Genomic DNA, 25,704 nt, shown 5'->3' on the forward strand with positions numbered 1-25,704 from the left:
CGACTATCCCTGATGTGTCGATGGTAACTCGGGTTGAAGTGCTTGCCAGTCAATTTGTTGTTTTTTATGAGAGCTGTTCACTTTTACCAGCCCTTTCATAATACCCTGAATGCAACAGCTGCGTACGTCACCGGTAAAAAAGGCTGCTTGCTGACAATCTACAGCCACCAGTTCAACCCAAGCTGATTCCTGTGTAATTTCCGCCAGTTGTCGAGCACCGGCAAGCGCCAGGTAGAGAATATCGCCAAGGCGTAAATCGTCGAGCGCATTGGGTGCTTTGGGTAAAAACGGGTGTCCGATAATGCCGGTAAAAATGCGTCTGTCCAGTTCATACTGGCAAGGGAACTCGGCAAACATACGCTCCAGCGCGGTTAAAATGGGGGCCAATTCGGCAACTTCCTTTTGTGGAATCGCATAAATAAACTGACCATCACGCAGATCATAAAGCCGGGACCTGGGGTGAATGCGGCCACGCAGATAAGCTCCCAGTTGTTGTTGGATCTCGGTAGACTGTGCCAGTCCCAGCCGCTCCCTTAGACTGCTCATAAAGGGTACCTGCAACAGCAGGTAATAAATCTTGTCATCAAAAGGCCGGGCCTGTTCTTCGTTCAGGTACCACTGTTCAGATCGTTGCTGCTGGCGGGCCATTTCCTTGGGCAGCCGTTGCATCAGTTTACGCCAGTTGGGCAGCCCGGTAAGGGGTTCAATTAATAAAGACTGTTGCAGCTCCTGATTTTGCCGCCACAGGCGGCGGCTGCGAATATGGTTACGTAGCAGTCCATAAAGTAACAGTGGCGACAGCAGGCTCAGGCCTGCTGCCAGCAGAGCAAAGCGCTCCCTGTCCTGCAGTAGTTTTTCACTGCGTCTGCCCAGTTCGCTTAGTTCGCGTTCTTGTTGCAGTTGTAATTCATTATCCTGAACCAGGCTCTGGGTTAGTAACCGATTAACATTAGTGGCTCGCTGGAAATAGGCATGCAGTGCTTTTTGATGTGTCAGCGCGGCGGCCATATTGCCACTTTGTTCAAACAGCTGTGCCAGCAAGCGGTGTGTTTCCATTAATTTCACTACATCATCAAGCTGTTCAGCGATGATTCTCGCCCGTTCCAGTCGAAGCAGCGCCACACCATATTCTGTTTGTGCCAGGTGCATTTTGCCCAGTTGAATCAGTGTATCGGCCAGGTGAGGAAGATCGTGCGTACGTTCAAACCCGGTTCGAGCCAGATCCAGGTAGTGCTGGGCTTCCTTATAACTTCCCAGCCAGGAATAAGACTGACCGATCTCCAGATAAAGTGCTGCCATTTGCTCGGTATCGCCCTGGATTTTCACTAAATCCAGGGCATTAAAAAAGTATACCAGTGCCAGGTTGGCATCATTGCCGGCCCGGGTAACCCGGCCCAGGTTAAGCAGTGAGCTTATCAGCAGCGGGCTGTTACCCAGCTGTTCAAATTCGGTGGTGGACTGGTTGGCAAATTGCAGAGCTTTGTCGTTCTGGCCCAGGGCAGCATAAATGGCAGCCGTTTTTTTGGCGGCCAGGGCCTTAACATAAAACTGGCGGCGATCGCCCAGTACATCCAGGGTTTCCAGAAAATGGGAGAGTGCCAGTTCGTCCTGCTGCAATTGCAGATAGTAATCGCCCAACAAAAAGTTGGCCCACGACTGGTGCAGGGCATCATCCTGTTGCAATGCCTGCAGACGCACCTGTTCTAATAGCTGACGGGCTTCATCGTAACGGTGCCGGTACATCAGCAGGGTTGCCTGCAGCAACTGCAGATCCCCCATCAGCGTCAGGTCGGATGGCAGAATGGCCTTCTGGGCTTCATCCAGCAAGGTCTGCGCCTGATCCACATGCTCGCTGGCCAGGGCCAGTTTGGCTTTTATCAGCAGGGCTGTGACCAGTGCATCGGACTGACGGTGCCGTCGGGCCAGGCTGATAGCCTGGTTAATACTGGCATCGGCGGTCAGTAACTGGTCGTCGTTGGCCTGACACAAGGCCTGCAGCTGCCATGCGGTAAAGGTCTGTCCCCGGGTACGGTAGCGTTTGGCCTGCTCCAGTTTGTCCAGCTCCTGCCGGGAGTTGAACATGGAGGCCGGCTTGGCTTCTTTACGTTGCAGAAAGAAGTGAGTAAGTGCCACGCATTCACCGGGCCGGCTCAGCATAAGTCGCCGGGCCCGCTGCAGTTCAGCGGGCTCAGGTTGGTAAGATGACAGCGGCGGTGCGCCCGCCAGATGTGACACCAGAACGGCGACAGACAGAATCACAATAATCGATACCGAAAAAACCGGGCCAGTAGCGCAGTTTACGAAGCCCGCCTGCCCACGTCCAGCCTTGCCGGTTTAACAAGTTACTGACGCAGCAAACGAACGTTAGCGGCCTTGCCGGCAACATTGCTGCGATAGGGGTTAATATCCAACCCACCCCGGCGGGTGTAGCGGGCATACACGGTCAGCTCGCTGGGTTTGCAGTGTTGCATAATATCCATAAAAATCCGTTCTACGCACTGCTCGTGAAATTCGTTATGCTGGCGAAAACCCACCAGGTAGCGCAGCAAGGCATCTTCCCGAATGCGCGGCCCCTGGTAACGGATCATCACGCTGCCCCAGTCGGGCTGGCCGGTTACCAGACAGTTGGACTTGAGCAAATGGGAGTGCAGGGTTTCGCACACTTCTTCGGTGTCTGTGGCATTGGCCAGCAGATCCGGTACCGGCTGATAATGCTCAATATCAATATCCAGCTGATCAATGCAGTGGCCGGGCAGGCGGCCAAACTGAGCCGGTGCCATCTGCAGCTCGTAGAGTTTGACCATCACCTTGCCATCGGCGCAGGCGGACAGATCCCGGGCCAGGGTTTCTTCCACGGCGGTCAGGCTTTCAAAGCGGCTCTGGTTAAAACTGTTCAGGTACAGTTTGAATGACTTTGATTCAATCAGATGGGTACTGGTGGCCGGCACCCGCACTTCACCCATGGCTACCACCGGCTTCCCTCTGGCATTCAGCCATGACAGCTCATAGAGATTCCATAAATCTTCACCGGAAAAGGGCAGGGCATCGGCCTGTAGCCCCAGATCATCACGGTTCAGACTGCGGGGCACGGCCTGCAGCTGCCCCGGATCATATTCGCTGACGTAGCTGCTCTGTTTGCCTAACTCCAGCCCCGCCAGGGAATCACTGTGCTGATATTTTTGCTCTGGTGTCATTTGAATGTCCGGTTGGTAGAATGGGGCTTTCATGTTGTATACATTGCTAAAGACATTATTGTGAGGGTTTGCCATGCAGAATCAAGTGGTGACGGCACTGGCCGCCCTGTTTGAGCGTTATCAAAGGAACTATGGTCAGCCGCTGGCCGAACATGATCCCGGTGAGCCATCTCCTGCAGGGCAACTGCCGGCACACCAGGGCAAGGTAGCCTGGCATCCTTATACCCGAGCAGAGCCGGGCTCTTTTGACAACCTGGCACAGGCGCTGAATATGCCGGTGCATCCGTCGCTGCCGGCGTTGTTCGGGCATTATTACGCCGGCCATTTACCCCTGTGTTACAAGGGAATGTTTATTACCTTGCTGCAGCCCTGGAATGACGCTGATTTTGAGCGGTTGCAGCAAAATCAGATCGGCCATCAGCTGATGCAGCAGAAACTGAAGCTGCCAGCCACCTGGTTTATTGCTACCTGCCGCGATGAACGCCGGCTGATTACCCTGGACAATGTCAGCGGAGCCGTGCTGCTGGAACGCCTGGGGCAGGGGGCTATCGGCACTCTGGCTCCGGATCTGGCCACTTTTTTGCACCGGGCCGAACCGGTGGGGCCGCATGCATATCATTTAACGCCGTAGCCCCGTTGCATCCGGAGCTACGATTTAAAGTCCCACGACAGATTCGACACCAGCCGGCAGGGCTCGCAGAAAAAGTCAAAAATATCGTGCAGCGGTGCGTCCAGGTGCCAGTGGTCGCCGCAACCGGGGCAGTGGCGGGCCTGCTCTGCGGACAGGCTGTCGCCACCCACCCGGTATAAATAATAAAAAGTAGGGACTTTGGTTAAATACTCGATGCGTTTGGCCAGATCCCGGCCCCGGCGGCTGAGCAGGCTGGTGGGTGATGAAATCTCTTCCACGGCGGCATGCTCCAGAATGGAGCCGTTCATCTGCAGCTGATCACAGGCTTCCCAGTCTTCCTGCCATTTTAATACCTGCTTAAAATCCCCGTTGGCCACGGCCGGAATGCGATAAAGCGGTATGGGAGAGAAATGTTCACCACAGCGCAGGGGTGAGCAGGTATGCAGATAGCTGGTGTACAGTATCTGCCACCCTGGCGTGTGCGTTTCATCGGTGGTATCGGAATTCAGGTCCGGCCCGCGGGTGGTGACTTTCGGGCTGGTCAGCCCGGCCTGGTGTAACTGTTCAATGGCCAGCTCCACCTGGCGGCTGTTGTGGCGCGGGTGCAGGCTGTCCTGCTCGGGACACACAACCCGGCTGATCAGCCAGCCCTGATAAATGGCCGTTGGAAATTCCCGGCCAATAATCTGGCCGTTATAGCGCAGCGCGTCCAGCAACTGACGAATGGCCTGCTCGGCCCCGGACAGCTGTGTGTCCTGATAACAATCAAACTGAAGTTCACATACCCACATCAGACACCGGACTCCTCAAGGCGTGCCAGCCGAGCTTCCAGCATGCGCACTTTCTCTTCCAGCGCCAGCAGGCGCTGCTCGGGGGATTGTTCGGACGACGTCTCTGCCGGGGCTGCTGTCGGCAGTGATTCTGGCGCACTACGATAGCGGTTGACCAGGCTGATCAGCTCAGCCATGTTAACCGGGCCCGACAAGCGGGCCCGTACTGTGGCGGTGGTCACCGCCTTGCCTTCGGCGGCGAGGCGATGAATAACATCAATAATAGGTTGCGACATGCAAACTCCGTAAATTACCTCAGACTGGCATTCAGCTGATCGATCACCTCAGCCCAGTCTGAATCCTCCTGCAGTCCTTCTTTTAAAAATGTTGCCTGAGCATTGTTCCAGAAGGGGGCATTAACCAGCTCCATCTCTGGTGGCAGCTTGTGCTGTTGCAGAAAGTGCTCAATACCTTTATGGCTGGCATCCAGCCCTAACTGTTCAAACAATTCACTGAATGGATGAATCATATGTTCCATATCTTCCTCCTGTAGGCCCGAGTTGATTCGGGCAAACCGTGCCTGCTTTCTTAATCGCCATTCTTGCTCGTTTAGTAGTCATTCCCGCGCAGGCGGGAATCCATTCCTCAGACAGCGCTGTTGATTGAGAATGTGCACGTCTGCCCTGGGCTCCCGTCTTCACGGGAGCGACGAGATTTCGCCACTCTCACTCGTTTAGTCGTCATTCCCGCGCAGGCGGGAATCCATTCCTCAGACAGCGCTGCTGATTGAGAATGTGCACGTCTGCCCTGGGCTCCTGTCCCCGTCTTCACGGGGATGACGTTTCTTCACGGGAGCGACGAAATCTTGTCATTCCGGCCTCCGAGCCGGAATCCATTGGCCGGCGGCAACAGCCAACACCACTTACAGTTTACAGCTCCCCGAAGGGGTCTTCCCGCAGCACCGGCACTGATACTTCCATCACCTTCAGGCCGCAGAGCCACAATTCACCTTCATTATGCTGCATGCCATCGTGGCTGAACTCAAAACGGAAATGAGCCAGCAGCCGACCCTTGCGCAGACAAAACCGGTAACGGTACACGCTCAGCAGCTGAAACTGCTGGCGCTTGCAGTAATGTACCAGCCAGCGGTTGGCAAATTCGCTCTGGCGACGCAGCTGCCACACGCTGGCACCCAGCACAAACAGGGCCAGCAAGCCCAGCAGCTCAGCCATGGGTGGCCGCAAACAAATTGCCAAAGGCCTGCTTGAGTGGAGCAGGTAACTCCGGATTATGCAAATTGGCCAGGATCAGCGGGCGCAGGGCCGGCACCGATACCAGCTCGGCAAACAGGCCGTTAAACAGTTCGCCATGCTGGTCGGCCAGCAGGGTTAAATATTGCAGCAGCAGGGCTTCGTCGGTCAGATCTTGCCACAGGCGAGCTGCCATGGTCAGCAGCAGCGGCTGGCCCGGTTGCAGAGACATCAGGCTGGAAAGCTTGGCACTGCGCGCCTTGAACGGGGCGCAACCGGCCGTGGCGCGCAACAGCAGGGCAATGCGTTCTTCATTGGGCTCCTGGCGTTCCTGCTCGGCGCTTACCGCCTCAATCATGGCTTTGGCCAGCGGCGCGGGCAGAGGGTGATGTTCGCATTGGGTCAGCAGTGCCTGTTGCACCGGCTCCGGCAATTGCCACAGATGCTGCTGCACGGTGTTGGCCAGGGCAGTATCGCTATGCAGCCGGGCAGCCACATCCGCCAGTCCTTGCAGGCCGAGTTGTTGCCAGTGCTGGCTGGCCGGCGTAGTTAAGTAATCAACCGCTCCCTGATAATAAGCCGAAGGCGCATGCTTCAGCGCCAGACTAAGGCGGGCATGAAACGCCGCCAGCTTGTCTTGTGCCGGCTGGAAGGTAAACGGGGTGTCTGCCAGCTGTTGCTGTTGTTCATCGGTCAGCGGGGCATGTATATCCCCCCCCAGCTGCTCCACCAGAGCGGACAGAAAATGCTTTACCGCGGCATTGTTAAACAAACCGCGTTCATCCAGGGGGATTTTTAAAAACCACACATAAGGCTGGCCGCCGTTTTGCTGCCAGTAGCAGACGGCGAGCCAGGCATGGCGCTGCAAGGGCCAGGGGTAGGGACGGCGGCCAGCTTCGATGGCGGCAAAGTCGCTCTGCTCCAGGGGCTGCAGCCGCCGGCCCAGGTCGAACAGCCGAAAATCGGTGCCGGCCTGAGTTAAAAATTCACTGAGAGTGTCTATTTGCATCGGATCCTCCTGTCTGCAGAGGCGAATTATAGGGAGTAGAAAGCCGGGATGGTATAGTAGCGGGCAGTTTTAAAGAGGAGTTTGCTGCATGTCTGCCACGGTTCATCATTTGTTGCTCACCATAGAAAATGAGCTTAACACCCTTGGCTGGTGGCAAGACGAGCCCCCGCCACCTGGTGCCCTGCAAAGTACGCAGCCCTTTTGTCTCGATACCTTAAGCCTGCCTCAATGGCTGCAGTTTGTGTTGCTGCCCCGGCTGCGAGATCTGCTGGCCGCCGGCCTGCCGCTGCCTGCCCGCATTGCGGTTTACCCGATGGCAACGGAAAGCATGAAAGGCGCACCCGAAGAAACAAGCGCACTGCTTGAAGCCATTGCTCAGCTGGATGAAACCCTGACCGGCCTGCCGGTGGAGCGCGAAGCATGAGTATCTCACTGATTTATGAAGATGAGTGGCTGGTCGCCGTTAATAAAGAGCCTGGCCTGCTGGTTCACCGCAGCTGGCTTGATCGTCATGAAACCCGTTTTGCCATGCAGTTGACCCGTGATGCCGTGGGTTGCCATGTGTTTCCGGTACACCGGCTGGATCGCCCTACTTCGGGCGTGCTGCTGTTTGCCAAAAATGCCGAGGTAGCCCGCACACTGACCGAGGCTTTCAGTGGCCGTGAGATAAACAAAACCTATCTGGCTGTGGTGAGGGGGTATCTGGAAGGGGAGGGGAGGCTTGACTATGCCCTTACCTGCGAACTTGATGACATTGCTGACAAATTTGCCGATGCCGACAAACCGCCTCAGGATGCCGTTACCCGCTGGCAGGGACTGTCAAAGGTTGAACTGCCCTTTACGGTGTCCAAAAAGCATGCCACCAGCCGTTACAGCCTGATGCAGCTCAGCCCTGAAACCGGGCGCAAGCATCAGCTGCGCCGGCACATGGCTCACCTGCGTCACCCTATTGTGGGCGACACCAGTCACGGCGATGGTCGTCATAACCGTTTTTTCCGGGAGCAGTATCAATGTGATCGCCTTATGCTACATGCTGCCCGCTTGAGTCTTACCCATCCGGTCACCGGAGCGCCGCTCAACATCGTCGCCCCCGTAGATCACCATTGGAAGCACCTTGCCAACGAATTCGGGTGGAATTTGTAGAAACTTAGTCGTCATTCCCGTTCGCTTCGTTGTCATTTCCGCGAAGGCGGAAATCCACTCCTCAGACGGCGCTGTTGGCTGAGCGTGTACACGTCTGCCCTGGGCTCCCGTCTGCACGGGAGCGACGAGATTTTGTCATTCCCGCTCGTTTAGTCGTCATTCCCGCGCAGGCGGAAATCCATTCCTCAGACGGCGCTGTTGGTTGAGAGTGTGCACGTCTGCTCTGGGCTCCCGTCCCCGTCTTCACGGGGATGACGTTTCTTCACGGGAGCGACGACACACTGTCATTCCGGCCCTACACATGCCTGGCTGGCCATGGCATAGTGCACCGACACCAATAAAAACAAGGAGCGCATGAATGGCAACAGTGGATATTATTATCGGAACCGTTTACGGTTCGGCCGTGCTGGTGGCTGAAACGCTGGAAGAAGAATTGATTAAAGCCGGCCACAGTGTAAGCCTGCATGAGGATGCCGAGCTTGCCGGGCTCGACCGCTCCCACTTCTGGCTGTTTGTTACCTCAACCACCGGGCAGGGAGAACTGCCGCCCGATCTGGTGCCTTTCTATCAGGAACTGCGTGAAACCTGCCCGCCTATTCCCGACGTGCGTTATGCCTTGGTAGCCCTGGGTGACAGCAGCTATGAGCATTTTTGTGGTGCCGGCGAGCTGCTTAACGAGCAGTTGCAGGAGCTGCAGGCACAGGCGGTGACTGAGCATTTAAAAGTAGACGCTTCTGAAACCCTGGAGCCGGAAGTGCCGGCACTGCAGTGGCTGAAAAGCTGGATGGAAAAAATTTAACACCTGCAACATGGCCTGGGCTGCCGTCTGTGCGGGAGTGCAACTGCCGCCATTCCGGCCTCCGAGCCGGAATCCATGCAGCAAGCATGGCGATGAAAACCGTACCCTATGCGACACCATAGCCCGGTTTGTAAGCGTGTTAAAACCGGGCCTGCAGGCGCTAATCTAGACTATCTCTAACACACGGGTAAGCTGGCCAAACACTTCATACCGCACGTTGTAGTCGTATAAACGCACGCCATATTTCTGCCAGCCCTGTTCCTGTTTTTTATAGGCAGGGCGGGGATCCTGCACCAGAACTTCGGTAATAAATTCCTGCAAGTCGGGCACGGAAGAGCGCGCGCAAGCCTGCTCGGCATCGGGCGAAAAAATGACTTCCATACCCAGATCCGGTGGTGTAGGTGCAAAGCCCCCATGAGCGTGGGGCACGGCATCGGCCCAGGGCAAATAGGGCTTAATGTCTACAATGGGGGTGCCGTCGACCAGATCTACCCCTCCCAGCTCCAGCCATACCTTGTTGCCGCTTTTGCACATGTCGCGCAGCTCGACTACCGACAACCCCAGCGGGTTGGGGCGGAAGGTGGAGCGGGTAGAGAACACACCGACCCGTTCGTTTCCTCCCAGGCGGGGGGGACGCACGGTGGGCTTCCAGCCTTGCTCCATGGTTTGGTGAAAGACAAACACCAGCCATAAATGACTGAACTCGCCCAACCCTCTGAATGCACTGGGATCGTTATAAGGCGGCAACATCTCAAGCTGTGCCCGGGCGCGGCTTACCAGCCCCGGCTGGCGCGGTACCGCAAATTTTTCCTTATAAGGCGAGCGGACGATGCCAATCGGATCAAGATTAATCGTGGTCATAAATTCTCAAAAACACAGTCATGGCTGCCAGCAGTAATTACGGCCGACAGCCTGGGGCTTACTACTTATTAACTTTAAGTGCCTGGCCACTGCACAGCACCTGCTCAATGCATCCGGGCATGTCATTAAACCGGGTGCAGCGGTCCAGCAAAATGCCATTGGCTCCCATATCGGCGGCACGGCGGCGAATGTGGGCACGGGCATCGGCATCTTTAGGAGGTGGTTCATTGGCTTCAATCTTACAGGCTTCGCCTTCCACCGTGCCCAGGGTGACATAGTTAAGGCCTTTCAGTTCATCACGGCCATACAGGGTGACGTTGTTACCTTTGTAATAATCCTTAATACCGGTGGGCGACACATTGCTGTCTACCGCCATATTGGCACAACCGGAAAGAGTGAGGGCAGCCAGAACCAGTGCAGGTACACGCATGACAAATCCTTAATATCTGAGTGAGTTACGCCTATTCTGCCTTAGCTGGCAGCCCGCGGAAAGTCACAAACGCATGATCAGCCCGGTAATGTGCATTCGGCTTCGCGGCCACTTTTTCCAAAAAGGTGTATTATCAATAAAGACAACAGCGGAAAGCATACTCAGGACGAGCATGCGCTGTTGTGCACATTTCGGACATCGGCAATGGGAGAAACGCCGTATGCACTCCACGGGCGGTAGCGTAAAAAGCGGTCAGCCACGTCAGGTGGTTGCCGTCATCGGAGCAGGATATGTGGGGCTGGCTAATGCACTGCTGCTGGCACAGCATAACCACGTAGTCTTGCAAGACATCAACCCGGCTAAAATCACTCAGCTTAATAACCGTATATCTCCGCTGGAAGACAATGACATTCAGGCATTTCTGAATGATCCGGCCATCACTTTTCAGGCAACTACCAGTCTGCCTCACGCATGCCGGCAGGCCGGGCTGGTGATTATTGCCACGCCAACCGACTACGATCCGGATACCGGTTATTTCAATACCCGGTCTGTCACCGAAGTGGCAGAAGCCGTTACCCGCCTTAACCCTCACGCGCTTATCATTATCAAGTCTACCGTACCGGTGGGCTTTACCTGCCAGCTTATTCAGCACACTCAAAACGCCAATATCCTGTTTTCGCCCGAGTTTCTTCGTGAAGGCCGTGCGCTGCACGACAACCTTTATCCGTCACGGCTGATTGTGGGCGGGCAGCCGGATCTGGCCGGGCGTTATGCTGCGCTGATGCAGCAGGGAGCGGCGGTTGAGCAGGTTCCGGTGCTGTTTACCAGCAGCACCGAGGCCGAAGCCATCAAGCTGTTTGCCAATACTTATCTGGCTATGCGGGTGGCATTTTTTAATGAGCTGGATACCTACGCAGAAAGTAAAAACCTGAACAGCAAACAGATTATTGAGGGAGTCTGCCTGGATCCGCGCATTGGTGAGCACTATAACAACCCCAGCTTTGGCTATGGTGGCTATTGCCTGCCCAAAGATACCAGGCAGCTGCTGTCTAACTACCGGGATATCCCCAGTAATCTTATTCAGGCCATTGTGGACGCCAACAGCACCCGGAAAAGCTTTATTGCCAGCCGGATAATAGAAAAGCTAAATCGCCACCTCAGTGTCCGGCAACCTTATCAAGCGCTGTATCACTATCACTATTCAGAAGCACACTGCAATTCTTCCGGATTTGCCACGGTCTGTACCACACCTGTACAGGCCCCACCGGTTCCCACCGTGGGCATTTACCGGCTGGCGATGAAAGCGGGATCCGATAATTTCAGGGACTCTGCCATTCAGGGCATTATGAAGCGGATTAAAGCCCACCGGATAAATATTATTGTTTATGAGCCATTGCTGGATGATGCGGAGTTTTTACAATCACCAGTTATTAAAGGAATTGGCGAGTTTATACAAAAGGCGGATGTCATTGTGGCAAACCGGTTAACACCAGAGCTGCAGAGTGTGGCGGAAAAGGTGTATACCAGAGACTTATTTGGAAACGACTAAATAAATGTGGAATAAACTTCTTCTGGTGATAAAACGCCCCCTGATTAAAAGCTTTATCAGTCTTGGTATGCTGCGGGCTGCGTCTTTACCTTTGAGCCTGGTGGTTAGTGTGTTACTGGCCAGAGAGCTGGGGCCAGAAAAGTTCGGGCAATATGTGTTTGTCATGACAGTCATATCCATGCTGGCACTGCCTGTGGCGGGTGGAGTTCCTGCCCTGCTAACGCGTGAAATCGCTGTATTCTCTCATAAAATGCAGTGGGGGCTGTATCGGGGAGTGATCAGGTTTGCACATGTCTGGGTGAGCGTATTCAGCTTGATTGTTCTTGCTGTTTTTTTAAGTCTTTCTGGCTGGTTACCCAGTGAAAGTAAATGGCAATTCATAACACTGGCAGTATTTATACTTCCCTTTACTGCGCTGGCTGCAGTACGGGACGGTGCTCTTAAAGGTCTGGCCAAACCATTTTATTCAGAGCTGCCCAAGTTGCTCATCCAGCCAGCTTTATTGCTGATAGCCTTCTTATACCTGCTGAGTACCAATCGTTTGAGTGTAGAAAATCTTATCTACAGCCAGATAATCGTGGCTTTTATAATATTTGTTTTATTCAGCCTGGCTTTTTTAAAGCTGCAGCCAGTGTTTACTTCAGATACTAAACCTGAGTATCACACCAAGCAGTGGGGGCGGGCTCTGCTGCCTTTTACCTTGCTGGCATTGGTTAGCTCATTCAATACCCAAATCAGCCTGGTGTTACTTGGGGTGCTCAGCACAGATGATCAGGTGGCCGCCATGCGGGTAGCAGAGCGGGGTGCCCAGTTTGTGGTGCTGTCGTTAACATTGGTCAACCTGGTGGTTGCGCCTTATTTCGCCAAGGCATGGCGAGATCAAAATAAGGAGCAACTGCAACACCTGGCCAGACAGGCAGCACGGGGATCTTTTTCCATTGCGCTGCCCATTGGTCTGATATTGCTGTTTGGTGGGCAAAGTCTGCTGGGCTGGGTGTTTGGTGATGAATATGCCTTGTCGGCCTATTACCCCATGGCTGTGCTGGTGATCGGGCAGTTATTTAATGTGTTTTGTGGCTCTGTGGGTTATCTGCTCTCCATGAGTGGGCATGAAAGGGATACTTTGAAAGGGCAATTGGTTGCAGTACTTTTTAGTGTTCTGCTTTGTGTATGGTTGATCCCAATTTATGGAGCTATTGGGGCTGCTATTGGTGTGGCTATAAGTATTGTAATCTGGAATTGTGTTTTGTTGTTTTTTGTTTTTAAAAAAATGGGGATGTCTTATATTTAATGGTGATGGCATGAATATGAATGAACTCAGGTTTTTCTATAAAACAAACCCAAAATACCAGTTTCATATGCGACTGATTAAGTCTATGACTTTTAAAGTCACAAAGAAATGTCGACTTGAGGATGATGGAGCAAGTAAAGATTTTATCTTTTTGGTGGGGTGTGGCAGATCAGGAAATACCTTGCTCCGTCGGCTTATGATGCAAGAGATGGATATATATATACCACCGGAGACTTATGTTCTACCTGAGCAAATAATGCATTTCTACAGAAATTCTGGGGAGTCTTGGGATTATAAAGTAAAAACAACGATTAGTTTACTTGAGTATCATAAGGAGTTTGATACTTTCAATGTCTTAACCCTGAGGGATTTCGTGGAAGAGGCATGTAGGTGGCCAGAGAAAGAGCAAAGCCTTTTTAATCTGATAAACAAGTTATACTTTTGGCTTTCTGTGAATGATGGTGTTGAATCTAGGTTTGTAGGTGATAAGACACCATTGAACACCTTGAGTTTAGGTGTTATAAGGAAAGCATTCCCACGAGCTAGATATATATGCATGAAGAGAGATCCTATTGATGTTGTTTCTTCATATATTAACTCTGGGCTATGTGGTGATGTATCTCGTGCGGCTGAAAGGTGGAAAGCTAGTTATTGTGCTTGGAATAATTTTAAGACGGATAATCCAAACCTAAGATTTATCGAGGTGGATTATGAAAAGTTAGTTTCTGCACCAGAAAATACTATTCTTGAAATATCTGGTAGAATTGGGGTCCCACTTAGAGAAAAAAGAGTGAAAGACATTCTGGATATTATGGGTGATGTCTGTTTAAGAAAGCATCATGCTTCTGTATATGACGCACCGAATAGAAAATCGATAGGGAAAGGTAAGAAGTTCCTTACTGACAGAGAAATAGATATTATTAACAGTGTAATTAATGCTTAACTATGTCATGCATATTTTTTACTGTTAACTACTGGCTGTTTACGTATGACTCTTGAGATGTTGTATTCCACTTATGGAGATAGAATATTCAGGTTAATTAATAACTTGCCCCCACAGAGCTTATATGTTTCCATAACAATTGTTCATCAAGTTGGCGGATGTGATCAGTTGATGAATTATCAAGAGCATTTTAAGCGGCGAAGTGATATTAGGTATATACCAATAAATAGTGTAGGAGTCACAAAAAGTAGAAATGTAGCTATTGAAAACTCACATGCTGATATTGTTTTGTTTTGTGACGATGATGTGGTGTATGAAGATGATTTTTATAAAAAAGTCATTCTTTCGTACAAAGAAAATAGTGGTGTGGATTTTATAACGTTTTCTTATAATAGGGGGTTAACTCAACCTGTTAAGTTTTCAAAAAGGAAAACTAAGCACGACCTTTTCTCTATCCTTAGTGTAGGCACTATAGAAATAAGTTGTTTAAGAAGTTCATTGTTGAACGCAAGGTGTTTCTTTCCCGAGGATATGGGGACAGGTCAAAAACTGTTCTTATGTGATGAACCTGTTTTTTTGGCATCGCTTATAAGAGCAGGTTGCCGAGGGATCTATGTACCTCTCAATATCTGTGATCATCCTGATGAATCAAGTGGAGCTGACTTTAAATCATATTATGCAATAGAGTCTAGGTATGAGTGTTTCAAAAGAGTTTTTGGTCTCTTTATGGGGAGGGTATTGTTCTTTTGTTTTGTTTTTTATAGGCTTAAAGATTTTGGGGGTGGGGTAAGGGTCTTGAAATATATTTTTAGGAAGGTGTAGATGTTGTTTTTTCTTTAGTTTTGGAGTTTTATGGAAACTGTTAGGTATGGGGTTCTTATTTCTGTTGTCATGCCTGTATATAACAAGGAGAGGCATCTTCTTCGTTCAATTAACTCTGTCCTTAATCAATCATACCCTCTTTTTGAGTTGATTATTGTCTGTGATCCCTCTACTGATAAAAGTACTCATATTGTTGAGCGTTTTGAGGATAAGCGTATATCTATCTATTATCGTGATGAAGCCGGTCCTGGAGGTTATGCAGCAAGAAATCTTGGGGTGGAAAAGTCTAATTCTGAGTGGGTTGCATTTATTGATGCTGATGATGAGTGGCTTCCTGAACATTTAAATAATTTTGTGGTGGCGCTAGAAAATAACCCCAGTCATAAGTTCTTTGCTGCCCTATTTGATGTATATGATGGTATTAATCTAAGATCGAGCATTCAGTGTGAACATGAAATGTTTAGAGTGGTGTCTTTTCTGAGTTATTTATATGCTTCTCCTTTTTATACATCAACTGTAATAATGAATAAGAACCTTTTCCATGGTGTTGGAGGCTTCCCTGCCGGTAGAGTAAAACGCGGGGGAGATGTATGTTTATGGCTTAGAGCCATAGAAGAAACGTCTGAGTATATTCTTATAAATAAATCGGGAGCAATATATTATCGTGATTCTGATAGCATGGTTACCAAAACCACTCCTTATACAGATGAGGAGGTTGCGAATGAACACTTGCTCTCTTTTATTAACCATTACCAAGATAAAGAAGTAAGCTCAGCACTTAAAGTTAGATTCAACAATCAAGTTATATACTGCTGGAACCAAAACATGAGAATGGGGAATTCTGATTTATTTGATATCAAAGGTAGACTTTTTAAAGATGTTGCTCCGATAAAGGTTTGTTTTTATTATCTGTTTTCCTCAGTTCCTGTGTGCATTTCAATGCCACTCCACCGTATTATGGCTAAGCTTGTAGATTGGAAAAGAAATAATTATGGGTAAGGTTAGTGTTATTATGCCTGTGTTTAATTCAGCTACCACTCTGCACAATTCGGTGTTGTCAGTGCTCAGCCAATCTTACCCTGATTTTGAACTGCTTATAGTCGACGACGGTTCCGACGATAACAGCTATGAGCTTGCGTTATCACTGGCTGAACAGGATAAACGCATTCGTTGCTTCAGGCTGCCTTGTAACTCAGGGGCTGCGGTAGCAAGAAATAAAGCCATAGCAATGGTCAGTGGACGCTTTATTGCTTTTCTGGATGCGGATGATCTCTGGCTGCCGGATAAGCTGGAAAAGCAGGTTGAGTTTATGCTGTCTAATCATGCACCAATATCATTTTCCTCTTATTACAAGATAGACGGAGAGGACAATAATATTGGATTCGTCGGGGTGCCGGAGCGGGTGAGCTATCAAGATCTGCTTAAAACCTGTTATATCGGATGTCTTACGGCTATGTATGACACTCACCACTTTGGCAAGGTGTTGATGCCGGAAGTAAGAAAGCGGCAGGACTATGCGCTATGGCTGACATTACTGAAGCATACGGATTATGCTTATGGTATCTCTCAGCCTCTGGCTAAATACAGAATACATAAAGGTTCTGTTTCTTATAACAAATTTAGTGCTGCCAGGCATACCTGGCGGGTTTACAGAGAGTGCGAAAAGCTGCCGGTGCCGGTGGCTGCGTATTATTTTACTCATTATGCCCTGAGAGGGGTATTAAGAAAGTACGCTCCTGCATTTGCCAGGCTGACTGGTGTTATGCACTGACATTCATCATGGATTGATGAGGTAGGTCATGGAAGTTGTATCTGTGAAACAGGCGGAGTTATTGTCTCATAAGTTAATATACTCCCGTACATTTCAGTTTTTTTCTGGTTTTTTCTTTGTGGTGCTCTTGCCTTCATTGTTGATGTGGAAGGTGGAGGGAGTTGTGTCTCCCGACATGATTAAATTAAACAGTCAGGCGGGAGTAGCGTGCGCTTTTTCTTTAAGCCTGGTGTCTTTGCATAAGCTGATGGGGTTCCCGGAGGCGAGAAAAGCGCTTTATATTTTACCCACCGTGCTGGCCTGGTATGGGGGATTGGTGTTTTTCTTCTTTGCTTTTCGTTTTGGTTACTCAGTTTATTATATTTTTTATAGTTTTCTGGCGGCACTGCTGTTTTTCTATTTTACGTATTTTACGGTCGTCAGGCATGTATTTTATCATATCGCCTATCTTCCCCTCGGGCGGGCCGAGCCCCATCCTGAACTGCCGGGGGTCAGATGGATCAAGCTTGAACACGCTGAGCCGCTCACTACGCATGTAGACGCCATTATGACCGATCTGCATGCCAGTATTCCGGAACACTGGCAGCGTTTTCTTGCGGCCTGCACGCTACAGAGAATCCCGGTTTTTCACTATAAGCGGCTGATGGAGTCGCTGACGGGCCGGGTAAAAATAGAGTATGTTTCTGAAAATGAGTTCGGGTCACTTCAGCCTTCGGTTGTGTATTGCTTTATTAAACGGGCCGCAGACATTGTGCTGGCGTTATGTTTGTTGCCCGTGCTGGTGCCGGTGTTTGTTGTGCTGACGGTTTTAATTCGCTGCGACAGTAAAGGACCGGCCCTGTTTGTGCAGAAAAGGGTGGGCTACGGTGGCAGGCTGTTCAATATGTATAAATTTCGTAGTATGCATGTTAATGGTGGTGGTAAGTGTTTTACCGAGAGCAGTCAGGACCCCCGTATTACCAAGGTGGGAAAAGTGCTCAGAAAATACCGGCTGGATGAGCTGCCGCAAGTGCTGAATGTGTTAAAAGGAGAGATGAGCTTTATCGGACCGCGTCCGGAGTCTTGTGAGTTGTCGGAGTGGTATGAGCAGGATGTTCCTTTTTTCAGTTATCGTCATATAGTGCGGCCAGGCATTTCTGGCTGGGCTCAGGTCAAACAAGGTTATGCTGCCGAGCTGGATGGTATGAAAAAAAAGCTTGAGTATGACTTTTTTTACATTAAGAATTTCTCTTTGTGGCTGGATATTTTGATTGTTTATAAAACCATCAGGATCCTGTTTACCGGGTTTGGTGCAAGATAACACATGCTTGTGCCATCTGTGCTGCTGACGGGGCTGTCATCTTTCAGTAGTAAAGTCATGGTTGAATATGGCGGTCGGATGTAGTCTGTGTGCCCGGGGTTGTACCTGTACAGGAAGCATTAAAGTGGAATTCCATGCAGTTTTTTTAGCTTTAATTCAGGGCTTTACCGAGTTTCTGCCGGTGTCCAGCTCTGCTCATCTGGTATTGCCGTCAGTATTGTTTGGCTGGCAGGATCAGGGGATGGCATTTGATGTGGCCGTTCACCTGGGAAGCCTGTTGGCAGTGATTGTTTACTTCCGAAAGGAAGTCTTTGCCATGGCAGGGGCGTGGTTTGGCTCACTTAGGGGCAAAGCCTTGTGTGCCGAATCGCGGCTGGCCTGGGGGATTGTATTGGCGACCATTCCCGCTTGTGTAGCGGGAATGTTGCTGGGAGATGTGATTGAACGCTATTTACGCAGTGGCTGGGTGATTGCCGCTACCACGGTATTTTTTGGCGTTTTGCTGTGGTGGGCCGATCGTATGGCCAGGCAGTTTAAATCGGAATATGAGGCAGGCTGGCGCAGTGCACTGTTTCTGGGCTGTGCTCAGGCGCTGGCTCTGGTGCCGGGCACGTCGCGCAGCGGTATTACCATAACGGCCGGACTCATGCTTGGCCTTACCCGTGAAGCTGCAGCACGTTATTCGTTTCTGATGTCCATTCCCATTATCTTTCTGGCTGGCAGCCACCAGGCCAGTGGTTTGCTGGATGGCTCTGCGATGATGTCGTGGTCAGCCATTATCATTGGCACTGTGGTGTCGTTTGTAAGTGCATTGGCCTGTATTAAATTGTTTTTGGCCTTGCTTAACCGAATTGGTGTTCTGCCATTTGTTATTTACCGGCTTGCTCTGGGGGGAGTGCTGGTGGCAGTGCTGACGTATCAGTAGCCTGCCGTATTTGTTGAGGTGTTTTATGCCCGCTGCCAGATTAAGCAGCGGGCATTTTTTTTGATGACGGGCTATGGTGGCATATATTGAATGATTTGCAGGTGCTGTTTTATCTTAACGGGTAAAAGGGCGGGATGCATCGGTGGGGGTGAACATGACGGTGGACATTTTACATCACGGCGCGGTACGGGGAGTGACCGGTTCTTGTCATGAACTGCGGCTAAACGGGGCCGGTGTGTTAATTGACTGCGGTTTATTTCAGGGACTGGATGCGCGGGACGGCCTGGCCATTGATTTTCCTGTGGAGCATATTAAAGCGCTGGTTGTGACTCATGTGCATATTGATCATGTGGGGCGGCTGCCTTATTTACTGGGAGCTGGGTTTGAAGGGCCGATATATTGCTCGCAGCCGTCGGCCTTATTACTGCCAGCCATGCTGGAAGATGCGCTGAGAATTGGTTTTACCCGTGATAAAAAGCTGATTGAGCGGGTGCTTAAGGTGCTTGCTTCGCGTTTGCGGCCCTTGCCTTATGGCCAGTGGCAACAGGTAGAGGGCAGTGATATACGCATCCGGCTGCAACGGGCGGGGCATATTCTGGGCTCAGCCTATGTGGAGTGTGAGGCCGGCGAGCAGCGCATTGTCTTCAGCGGCGACCTGGGGGCTCCTCACTCCCCCTTGCTGGTACCGCCGGAATCACCCGAATACGCAGATGTTCTGGTGCTGGAAAGTACTTATGGCGATAAAAATCATGAAAGTCGCGCAGATCGCCGTTTGCGGCTGAAAGTAGCGGTGGAACATGCGCTGGAAGATGGTGGTACCTTGCTTATTCCGGCTTTTAGTCTGGGACGCACGCAGGATTTGCTGTATGAGCTGGAAAGCCTGATTGCGGAGTTTGGCGGCGAACAGGCAGCACCGGGACTGCCCTGGAATGAACTGGAGGTGGTAGTGGACTCTCCTCTGGCGGCAAATTTTACCGGGATTTATCGTAAGCTGAAGCCATTCTGGAATGATGAGGCTCACGCACGGGTGAGTGAGGGCAGGCATCCGTTGTCGTTTGAGCAGTTAACGGTGATCAACTCACATCAGGACCACCTTAATGCGGTGGGGTACCTGGCCCGCTCGCATCAGCCTTGTGTGGTGCTGGCCGGCTCAGGGATGTGTGCCGGGGGCAGGGTGGTGAATTATTTAAAGGCGCTGCTGAATGATGCGCGTAACGATGTGTTGTTTGTCGGCTATCAGGCCGAGGGCACTCCGGGGCGGGATATTCTGGAATATGGTCCTGGGGGCGGTTGGGTGGAGCTTGATGGTGAGCGCTTTGATATTCGAGCCCGGGTGCATCAGGTGAGTGGTTATTCGGCCCATGCCGGGCAAGACGATCTGATCGCATTTGCGACCGGTATGAATCCGCCGCCCCGGCAAATCAGGCTCATTCATGGGGAGAGCGGTGCCAAAACCGTGTTGCAGCAGAAGCTGGCGGTGTTGTTGCCGGAGTGCGAGGTGGTTGTGCCTTAAAGGGATCCCGGTCTGGGGGCTGGAAAGACAGTGTCGTCGCTCCCGTGCAGATGTGCACATTCTTAACCAACAGCGCCGTCTGAGGAATGGATTCCGGCCCGTAGGCCGGAATCCAGGGGCATTACACCCGGAACTGGGTGACCAGTTGATGCAGACGTTCGGCAAGACGGGCCAGATCGTTACTCGAGACGTTGGTCTGATGTGCGCCGGCAGAGGTTTGCACCGAGAGGTCGCGGATATTGACCAGGTTACGGTCTACCTCTCGGGATACCGAGGCCTGCTCTTCAGCGGCGCTGGCAATGGTCTGGTTTTGTTCATTGATTTGTATAATGGCTTCTGTGATCAGTTGCAGAGCCTCCCCGGCTTCCTGGGCAACCTGACGAGTCTGCACGCTGCGTTCGGTACTAACGTGAATGGCATTGACGGTGTCGTTAGTTTCGTTCTGAATCGCATGCATCATGCTTTCAATTTCTTTGGTGGATTCCTGAGTGCGGTGTGCCAGTGCCCGAACTTCGTCAGCCACCACGGCAAAGCCACGGCCTGATTCACCGGCCCGGGCGGCTTCAATGGCGGCATTAAGGGCCAGCAGGTTGGTTTGTTCGGCAATACCACGAATAACATCCAGCACGCTGCCAATGTCGCGCACCCGGTTAGCCAGGCTTTCTACCCCCTGACGGGTATTGACGATTTCCTGCTCCAGCTCGGTCACCGTATTAATGGTGTGCATGACCTTATCGTGACCAATGCGGGCTTTGTCATCGGCGATGTCAGAGTTTTGGGAGGTGGCGGCCGCATTGCGGGCCACTTCTTCCACAGCAGATGTCATTTCGTTCACGGCTGTGGCGGCCTGCTCCAGCTCATCGCTTTGCTGTTGCAGAGTACGGGTGGACTGATCAGTCACCACGCTCAGCTCTTCGGCTGTGGAGGCCAGCTGAGTGGATGAATCATTAATATCGAGAATGGTGTTTTTCAGCTGCTGTTGCATGGCGGCCAGGGCCCGGATCATCTCGCCGGCTTCGTCTTTGGCGTCGTCGCTGAAGTGGGTGGTGAGGTTGCCGGAGGCAATGGTTTCACTCACCTCTACCGCTTTGCGAATGGGCAGCAGCAGGCTCCGGCTGAACAGCAGTGCCAGAACCACTACCAGAGCGATGGCTACGATCATGGCAATACCCATGGCCAGGGTGGAGACTTTTATGGTGCTGTTGGCCTGCTCGGCAGCTAACGTAGCCCGTCTCTGGTGATAGTTGGCGATATTATCAAGAGCACTGCTAACGGCAATGCCCAGCTCGTTAAAGCCCTGATAACGGAATTGTTCTGCCTGTTCCTGCTGGTTACGCTGGATCATGCTAACAAGTTGTTGATGTCGTTGATCATATTGCGATTTGGCTGCTTCCAGCCTGGCATGCAGAGCCTTGCCTTCATCCGTTGTGATATAGCTTTGCATGGTTTGAATATCGTGATCGAACTCTTTTTCCAGCTCCTGCAGGCGGCTAAGTGATTCTCTGCGGTGCTGGTCATCTTTCGGATAAACGGCGTTCAGGGTATACAGCCGGAGCAGCAGAAAGTTCTGACGCAGTTTACCCACGTTGTTGGTAGCGGGAATACGTTTATAGGTGAGGCCTGATACCAGGTTGTCGATGCTTTTAAGCTGAGCAATGGCCATTAATCCAATGATAAGGGTAATAAGACCGAGAGTGCCAAAAGCCATGGCAGAGCGAGGGGCTATTCTAATTTTTCGAAGCATACAACGTTCCTTTTTTACAGCCGCGCTAAAAATCAGCCGCAGATTAAACCCGTTTCCGGTGCCTGATGCAACCAGGCTAACGGGGAAGTTATGGCCAGTTTACTGAGCCAGATCAAAAAAGAGGTCAGGACCGCAGCGCGTCCGCTCTGGTGTGATTAATTGTTCGATTTTTCGCCGTTTCCTCATTGTTTCACTAGACTTAGCCTCAGGTGCTAACACATGGAGCGGTGATGGGGATGCAGGATGCAAACTCCGCCGGGTGTTCGTTGTTGCAGAGCCTGGTATTTCTTACCCGTTTTTATGGTCAGCCTCATCAGGGAGAGGCGCTGATACATGGCCTGCCGCTGATTGATGGCCGGCTGACGACGGTTTTGTTCCCCCGAGCGGCAGAGCGTGCCGGTTTTTCTTCTCGACAGGATACATCTTCCCTTGGCGATATTTCCGATTTATTGCTGCCCTGCATTTTATTACTGAAAAACGGCAGTGCCTGCGTATTACTTGAGCAGGATGATGAACGGGGTTACCGGATTCTATTGCCTGACACCGGTGAAGGCGAACAATGGTTGCCTGCCGGTAACCTGGCCGACAGTTACAGTGGCCGGCTTATCTTGCTGAAACCCCGTTTCCGCTTTGATGAGCGATCACCTCAGGTGCTGGATCATGATCATGGCCACTGGTTCTGGAGCACCCTTCGCCGTTCTGCCTCTATTTATCGTGATGTACTGGCCGGTTCGCTGCTGATTAACCTGTTCGCTCTGGTTACCCCGCTGTTCACCATGAATGTTTACGACAAGATTGTGCCTAACCTGGCGTTCGATTCGCTGTGGGTGCTGGCCACGGGGGCGGCCGTGGTGTTCGTATTTGACTTCGTAATGCGTTTGCTGCGCAGCCACTTTATTGATGTGGCAGGGAAAAAAGCCGACGTGCTGCTCTCAGCCCGTATTTTTTCCAAGGTGATGGGCATGCGCATGGAAGCCCGACCGCCCTCTACCGGGGCGTTTGCCCGGCATTTGCAGGAGTTCGAGGCCATTCGTGAATTTCTGACCTCAGCCACCGTGGCTGCACTGGTGGACATTCCGTTTGCGCTGTTGTTTTTGTTCATTATTTGGGTATTTGCCGGCCACATGGTATGGGCTCCGTTAATCGCCATGCTGCTGTTGCTGGTGATCAGCCTGTTGGTACAACGGCCGCTGCGGCACAGCATTGAGGAGGGGTCACGCCTGGCCTCGCAGAAAAATGCCAACCTGGTGGAGGGCATTGCCGGGCTGGAAACCATCAAGTTGTTTGGTGCCCAGGGTGCGTTTCAGCATCGCTGGGAGCAGGCAGTGAGCCACATGGCAAACTGGGGCATGAAAACCCGCCGGCTGACCAACGGGGTGTCGGTGCTGGCCAGTGTTACTCAGCAGGTAACCACCATCAGCCTGATTGTGCTGGGGGTATACCTTATTGCCGCCGGTGAGCTGTCTATGGGCGGGTTAATTGCCGCCGTTATGCTGGGCAGCAGGGCCATTGCCCCCATGGTGCAATTGTCCGTGCTTTCTACCCGCTACAACCATGCCCGCTCGGCCATGGATATTCTGGAAAACGTGATGGCGGCCCCTGATGAGCAGGAAGCAGGCCGGCGTTTTATTCATCATCCCCGTTTTAAGGGCGACATCGTATTTGAGGAAGTGAGCTTTTGTTATCCCGGCTCGCAGCTGAATGTACTGAACAAGGTGAGCCTGCACATTAAGCCGGGTGAAAAAGTGGCCATTATTGGCCGTATTGGCTCGGGCAAAACCACTCTGGAACGGCTGGTGGCCGGCCTTTATAAACCCACGGAAGGCACCATCCGTATTGACGGTATTAATATCGAGCAGCTGCAACCGGCCACCCTGAGAAGCAACCTGGGGGTCGTGCCGCAAGATGTCACCCTGTTTTATGGCTCCCTGCGCGACAACATTGTGATTGCTAATCCGCTGGTTAATGAAGAGGCGGTGCTGAGAGCGGCAGACCGGGCCGGGGTAACCCTGTTTTCTCACCAGGATCCCGACGGTCTGGATCGCCAGGTGGGTGAGGGCGGCCGCTTACTGTCGGGAGGACAGCGACAAGCGGTAGCCATTGCCAGAGCCTGGCTCAATAACCCCGTGATCATGATGATGGACGAGCCTACTTCCAATATGGACAACCGCTCTGAGCTGCATGTGCGTGAGCAGCTTAAGCACCTGACCAAAGAGCAAACGCTGCTGCTGGTTACACACCGTACCTCCATGCTGGATGTAGTGGACCGGCTGATCGTGCTGGAACAGGGCAGGATCATGGCCAGCGGCCCGAAGGAGCAGGTACTGGCGCAACTGCAGGCCGGTGCGGCCCCGGTGCGGGAGGCCAGTCATGGCTAACCCTCCCAGACCGGAACAACTGGAGTATGCCAGTGACACGGCTGCTGCCCTGTTGCTGAATACGCCCAAAGGGGCCCGCGCGCTGTTGTGGTGCATGCTCGCCTTTGTACTGGCGGCCATTGTCTGGGCCCGCCTTGCCTGGCTGGAGGAAGTAACGTCCGGCACCGGCACCGTGATCCCGTCCAGCCAGTTGCAGGTGGTGTCGAACCTGGAAGGGGGCATAGTGCGCGAGTTGTATGTACGTGAGGGGGAGCGGGTGGAAAAAGGCCAGCCATTGCTGCTGATCGACGATACCCGTTTTAAATCGGACTTGCGCGAGCGTGAGCAGGAAATTGCGGCCCTGCAGGGGGATGTGCTGCGGCTGGGCGCGCAGGTGGACGCCATTTTGGTGCAGGAGGATGCCAATGCCGGCTGGCGCGAACAGGTGCAGGTTGTGCCGGTGCCGCTGAATTTCCCCGATGAATTTGTGGCCCAATATGCCGAGCAGCCGGCCATTCAGCGCTCGCTGTATAACGAACGGCTGGATTATGTCAGAAACCAGTTATCCATTATCGGTAACCAGATCAGCCAGCGTGAACAGGAGATTGTGGAAACCAACTCCCGGGTCAGCACCCTGCGCCGAGGGGTTGGGCTGGCCGCCCGGGAAGTGAACATGAGCCGGCCGCTGGCCCGGGAAGGCATTGTGCCGCAGGTTGAGATTCTGCGCCTCGAGCGACAGCTGAATGAACTGCAGGGGGAGCTCAATTCGGCCCGGTTGTTGCTGCCCAAACTGGAGGCCACCCTGCGTGAGGCTATTTTCAAGCGCAAAGAAGTGGCCCTGAGTTTTCGCTCAGAAGCGCAGCAGGAGCTCAATGAACGGCGCGGCCGGCTGGCACAGTTAAAAGAGGGAGAGGTTGGTCTGCAAGACAGGGTGAAGCGAACTTCCGTGCTGTCGCCGGTAAAAGGAACGGTAAAAACCCTGAGTGTGAATACGGTGGGAGGCGTGGTACAGCCCGGTGTGAGCCTGGTTGAAATCGTACCGCTGGAAGACACGCTGCTGGTAGAAGCCCGCATTGAACCGCGCGATATCGGCTTTTTACGACCGGGGCTGGAGGCCATGGTCAAGTTCACCGCATACGATTTCACCATTTACGGTGGGCTGATGGGTGAGGTGGAAAAAATCAGTGCTGATTCCATTCAGGATAAAGACGGCAATACTTTTTTTCTGGCCACCATTCGAACACATGAAAGTTATTTGGGCAGCGAGCAGGCACCGCTTCGGATTATTCCGGGCATGCAGGCCGGGGTAGACATTATTACCGGGAAAAAAACGGTACTGGACTATCTGCTTAAGCCCATCTTAAGAGCAAAGCAGGGTGCTTTGCGTGAGCGTTAAGTGAGA

At 52.1% G+C, this 25,704-nt stretch carries 25 protein-coding genes; 15 read left to right on the plus strand and 10 right to left on the minus strand.

The window, feature by feature from the left end; genetic code table 11:
* Nucleotides 1-3: 3 nt before the first annotated feature.
* Nucleotides 4-2,259, minus strand: a complete 2,256-nt coding sequence (locus B6S09_RS03725) for a tetratricopeptide repeat protein (RefSeq protein ID WP_094277146.1) — start codon at nt 2,257-2,259, stop codon at nt 4-6.
* Nucleotides 2,260-2,342: 83 nt separating this feature from the next.
* Entirely contained in the window at nt 2,343-3,194 is an 852-nt protein-coding gene (gene queF / locus B6S09_RS03730) for an NADPH-dependent 7-cyano-7-deazaguanine reductase QueF (RefSeq protein WP_094277147.1), read from the minus strand.
* Nucleotides 3,195-3,267: 73 nt separating this feature from the next.
* Here queF and syd point away from each other — a divergent pair, with 73 nt between their 5' ends.
* The gene (syd, locus tag B6S09_RS03735; protein ID WP_094277148.1) at nt 3,268-3,825 is read left to right on the plus strand and encodes a SecY-interacting protein; all 558 of its coding nucleotides are present in this window, start codon (nt 3,268-3,270) and stop codon (nt 3,823-3,825) included.
* Nucleotides 3,826-3,842: 17 nt separating this feature from the next.
* On the opposite strand, the gene B6S09_RS03740 is transcribed toward syd, so the two are convergent.
* The 5 genes from B6S09_RS03740 to B6S09_RS03760 all read right to left on the minus strand — a co-directional run bounded on the left by B6S09_RS03740 (nt 3,843) and on the right by B6S09_RS03760 (nt 6,854).
* Nucleotides 3,843-4,616, minus strand: coding sequence for a Zn-ribbon-containing protein (locus B6S09_RS03740; protein WP_094277149.1), 774 nt, complete (start codon nt 4,614-4,616; stop codon nt 3,843-3,845).
* Nucleotides 4,616-4,891, minus strand: coding sequence for a hypothetical protein (locus B6S09_RS03745; RefSeq protein WP_094277150.1), 276 nt, complete (start codon nt 4,889-4,891; stop codon nt 4,616-4,618). Before B6S09_RS03745 ends, B6S09_RS03740 begins: the two co-directional genes overlap by 1 nt.
* 14 nt (nt 4,892-4,905) lie before the next feature.
* Nucleotides 4,906-5,133, minus strand: coding sequence for a DUF2789 domain-containing protein (locus B6S09_RS03750; RefSeq protein WP_094277151.1), 228 nt, complete (start codon nt 5,131-5,133; stop codon nt 4,906-4,908).
* A gap of 391 nt (nt 5,134-5,524) precedes the next feature.
* The gene (locus tag B6S09_RS03755) at nt 5,525-5,827 is read right to left on the minus strand and encodes a DUF3301 domain-containing protein (RefSeq protein WP_094277152.1); all 303 of its coding nucleotides are present in this window, start codon (nt 5,825-5,827) and stop codon (nt 5,525-5,527) included.
* Nucleotides 5,820-6,854 carry a DUF3549 family protein gene (locus B6S09_RS03760; RefSeq protein ID WP_094277153.1) on the minus strand — a complete coding sequence of 345 codons (1,035 nt, stop codon included), beginning with the start codon at nt 6,852-6,854 and terminating at the stop codon, nt 5,820-5,822. The genes B6S09_RS03755 and B6S09_RS03760 overlap by 8 nt, the downstream gene beginning before the upstream one ends.
* Before the next feature lie 88 nt (nt 6,855-6,942).
* Here B6S09_RS03760 and B6S09_RS03765 point away from each other — a divergent pair, with 88 nt between their 5' ends.
* The 3 genes from B6S09_RS03765 (at nt 6,943) to B6S09_RS03775 (ending at nt 8,796) form a co-directional block, all read left to right on the plus strand.
* Nucleotides 6,943-7,278 carry a YqcC family protein gene (locus B6S09_RS03765; protein ID WP_094277154.1) on the plus strand — a complete coding sequence of 112 codons (336 nt, stop codon included), beginning with the start codon at nt 6,943-6,945 and terminating at the stop codon, nt 7,276-7,278.
* Nucleotides 7,275-7,997 (plus strand): tRNA pseudouridine(65) synthase TruC, encoded by a 723-nt coding sequence (truC, locus tag B6S09_RS03770; protein WP_094277155.1) that lies wholly within the window; start codon nt 7,275-7,277, stop codon nt 7,995-7,997. The genes B6S09_RS03765 and truC overlap by 4 nt, the downstream gene beginning before the upstream one ends.
* 358 nt (nt 7,998-8,355) lie before the next feature.
* The gene (locus B6S09_RS03775; protein ID WP_094277156.1) at nt 8,356-8,796 is read left to right on the plus strand and encodes a flavodoxin; all 441 of its coding nucleotides are present in this window, start codon (nt 8,356-8,358) and stop codon (nt 8,794-8,796) included.
* 165 nt (nt 8,797-8,961) lie between these two features.
* On the opposite strand, the gene tsaA is transcribed toward B6S09_RS03775, so the two are convergent.
* Nucleotides 8,962-9,657 carry a tRNA (N6-threonylcarbamoyladenosine(37)-N6)-methyltransferase TrmO gene (tsaA, locus tag B6S09_RS03780; protein WP_094277157.1) on the minus strand — a complete coding sequence of 232 codons (696 nt, stop codon included), beginning with the start codon at nt 9,655-9,657 and terminating at the stop codon, nt 8,962-8,964.
* 61 nt (nt 9,658-9,718) lie between these two features.
* Nucleotides 9,719-10,087: an Rcs stress response system protein RcsF gene (gene rcsF, locus B6S09_RS03785; protein WP_094277158.1), complete on the minus strand. Its 369-nt coding sequence runs from the start codon at nt 10,085-10,087 to the stop codon at nt 9,719-9,721.
* 220 nt (nt 10,088-10,307) lie between these two features.
* Here rcsF and B6S09_RS03790 point away from each other — a divergent pair, with 220 nt between their 5' ends.
* From B6S09_RS03790 to B6S09_RS03830, 9 genes are all read left to right on the plus strand, one after another.
* The gene (locus B6S09_RS03790; RefSeq protein ID WP_094277159.1) at nt 10,308-11,636 is read left to right on the plus strand and encodes a nucleotide sugar dehydrogenase; all 1,329 of its coding nucleotides are present in this window, start codon (nt 10,308-10,310) and stop codon (nt 11,634-11,636) included.
* A 4-nt stretch (nt 11,637-11,640) separates the two neighbouring features.
* On the plus strand, nt 11,641-12,927 hold the full coding sequence (locus B6S09_RS03795; RefSeq protein WP_094277160.1) for a flippase: 1,287 nt from the start codon (nt 11,641-11,643) through the stop codon (nt 12,925-12,927).
* A gap of 10 nt (nt 12,928-12,937) precedes the next feature.
* Entirely contained in the window at nt 12,938-13,870 is a 933-nt protein-coding gene (locus B6S09_RS03800; RefSeq protein ID WP_094277161.1) for a sulfotransferase family protein, read from the plus strand.
* 45 nt (nt 13,871-13,915) lie between these two features.
* Nucleotides 13,916-14,692: a glycosyltransferase family A protein gene (locus tag B6S09_RS03805; protein WP_094277162.1), complete on the plus strand. Its 777-nt coding sequence runs from the start codon at nt 13,916-13,918 to the stop codon at nt 14,690-14,692.
* 30 nt (nt 14,693-14,722) lie between these two features.
* On the plus strand, nt 14,723-15,691 hold the full coding sequence (locus B6S09_RS03810) for a glycosyltransferase family A protein (protein ID WP_094277163.1): 969 nt from the start codon (nt 14,723-14,725) through the stop codon (nt 15,689-15,691).
* A complete protein-coding gene (locus B6S09_RS03815; protein ID WP_094277164.1) occupies nt 15,684-16,463 on the plus strand; it encodes a glycosyltransferase family 2 protein in 780 nt (259 codons plus the stop codon). The genes B6S09_RS03810 and B6S09_RS03815 overlap by 8 nt, the downstream gene beginning before the upstream one ends.
* A 28-nt stretch (nt 16,464-16,491) precedes the next feature.
* Complete coding sequence (locus tag B6S09_RS03820; protein ID WP_244900095.1) at nt 16,492-17,763, plus strand: exopolysaccharide biosynthesis polyprenyl glycosylphosphotransferase; 1,272 nt, start codon at nt 16,492-16,494, stop codon at nt 17,761-17,763.
* A gap of 124 nt (nt 17,764-17,887) precedes the next feature.
* Nucleotides 17,888-18,688, plus strand: a complete 801-nt coding sequence (locus B6S09_RS03825; RefSeq protein WP_208321686.1) for an undecaprenyl-diphosphate phosphatase — start codon at nt 17,888-17,890, stop codon at nt 18,686-18,688.
* A gap of 154 nt (nt 18,689-18,842) precedes the next feature.
* Nucleotides 18,843-20,201, plus strand: coding sequence for an MBL fold metallo-hydrolase (locus B6S09_RS03830; protein WP_094277198.1), 1,359 nt, complete (start codon nt 18,843-18,845; stop codon nt 20,199-20,201).
* A gap of 121 nt (nt 20,202-20,322) precedes the next feature.
* On the opposite strand, the gene B6S09_RS03835 is transcribed toward B6S09_RS03830, so the two are convergent.
* Entirely contained in the window at nt 20,323-21,945 is a 1,623-nt protein-coding gene (locus B6S09_RS03835; protein ID WP_094277166.1) for a methyl-accepting chemotaxis protein, read from the minus strand.
* Nucleotides 21,946-22,181: 236 nt separating this feature from the next.
* On the opposite strand from B6S09_RS03835, the gene B6S09_RS03840 reads away from it, so the two are divergent.
* Both B6S09_RS03840 and B6S09_RS03845 read left to right on the plus strand, forming a co-directional pair.
* A complete protein-coding gene (locus tag B6S09_RS03840) occupies nt 22,182-24,323 on the plus strand; it encodes a type I secretion system permease/ATPase (RefSeq protein ID WP_166670279.1) in 2,142 nt (713 codons plus the stop codon).
* Nucleotides 24,316-25,698, plus strand: a complete 1,383-nt coding sequence (locus B6S09_RS03845; RefSeq protein WP_094277168.1) for an HlyD family type I secretion periplasmic adaptor subunit — start codon at nt 24,316-24,318, stop codon at nt 25,696-25,698. Before B6S09_RS03840 ends, B6S09_RS03845 begins: the two co-directional genes overlap by 8 nt.
* Nucleotides 25,699-25,704 lie beyond the last annotated feature (6 nt).

The organism is Oceanimonas baumannii (genome assembly GCF_002245495.1).
GTDB lineage: Bacteria > Pseudomonadota > Gammaproteobacteria > Enterobacterales > Aeromonadaceae > Oceanimonas > Oceanimonas baumannii.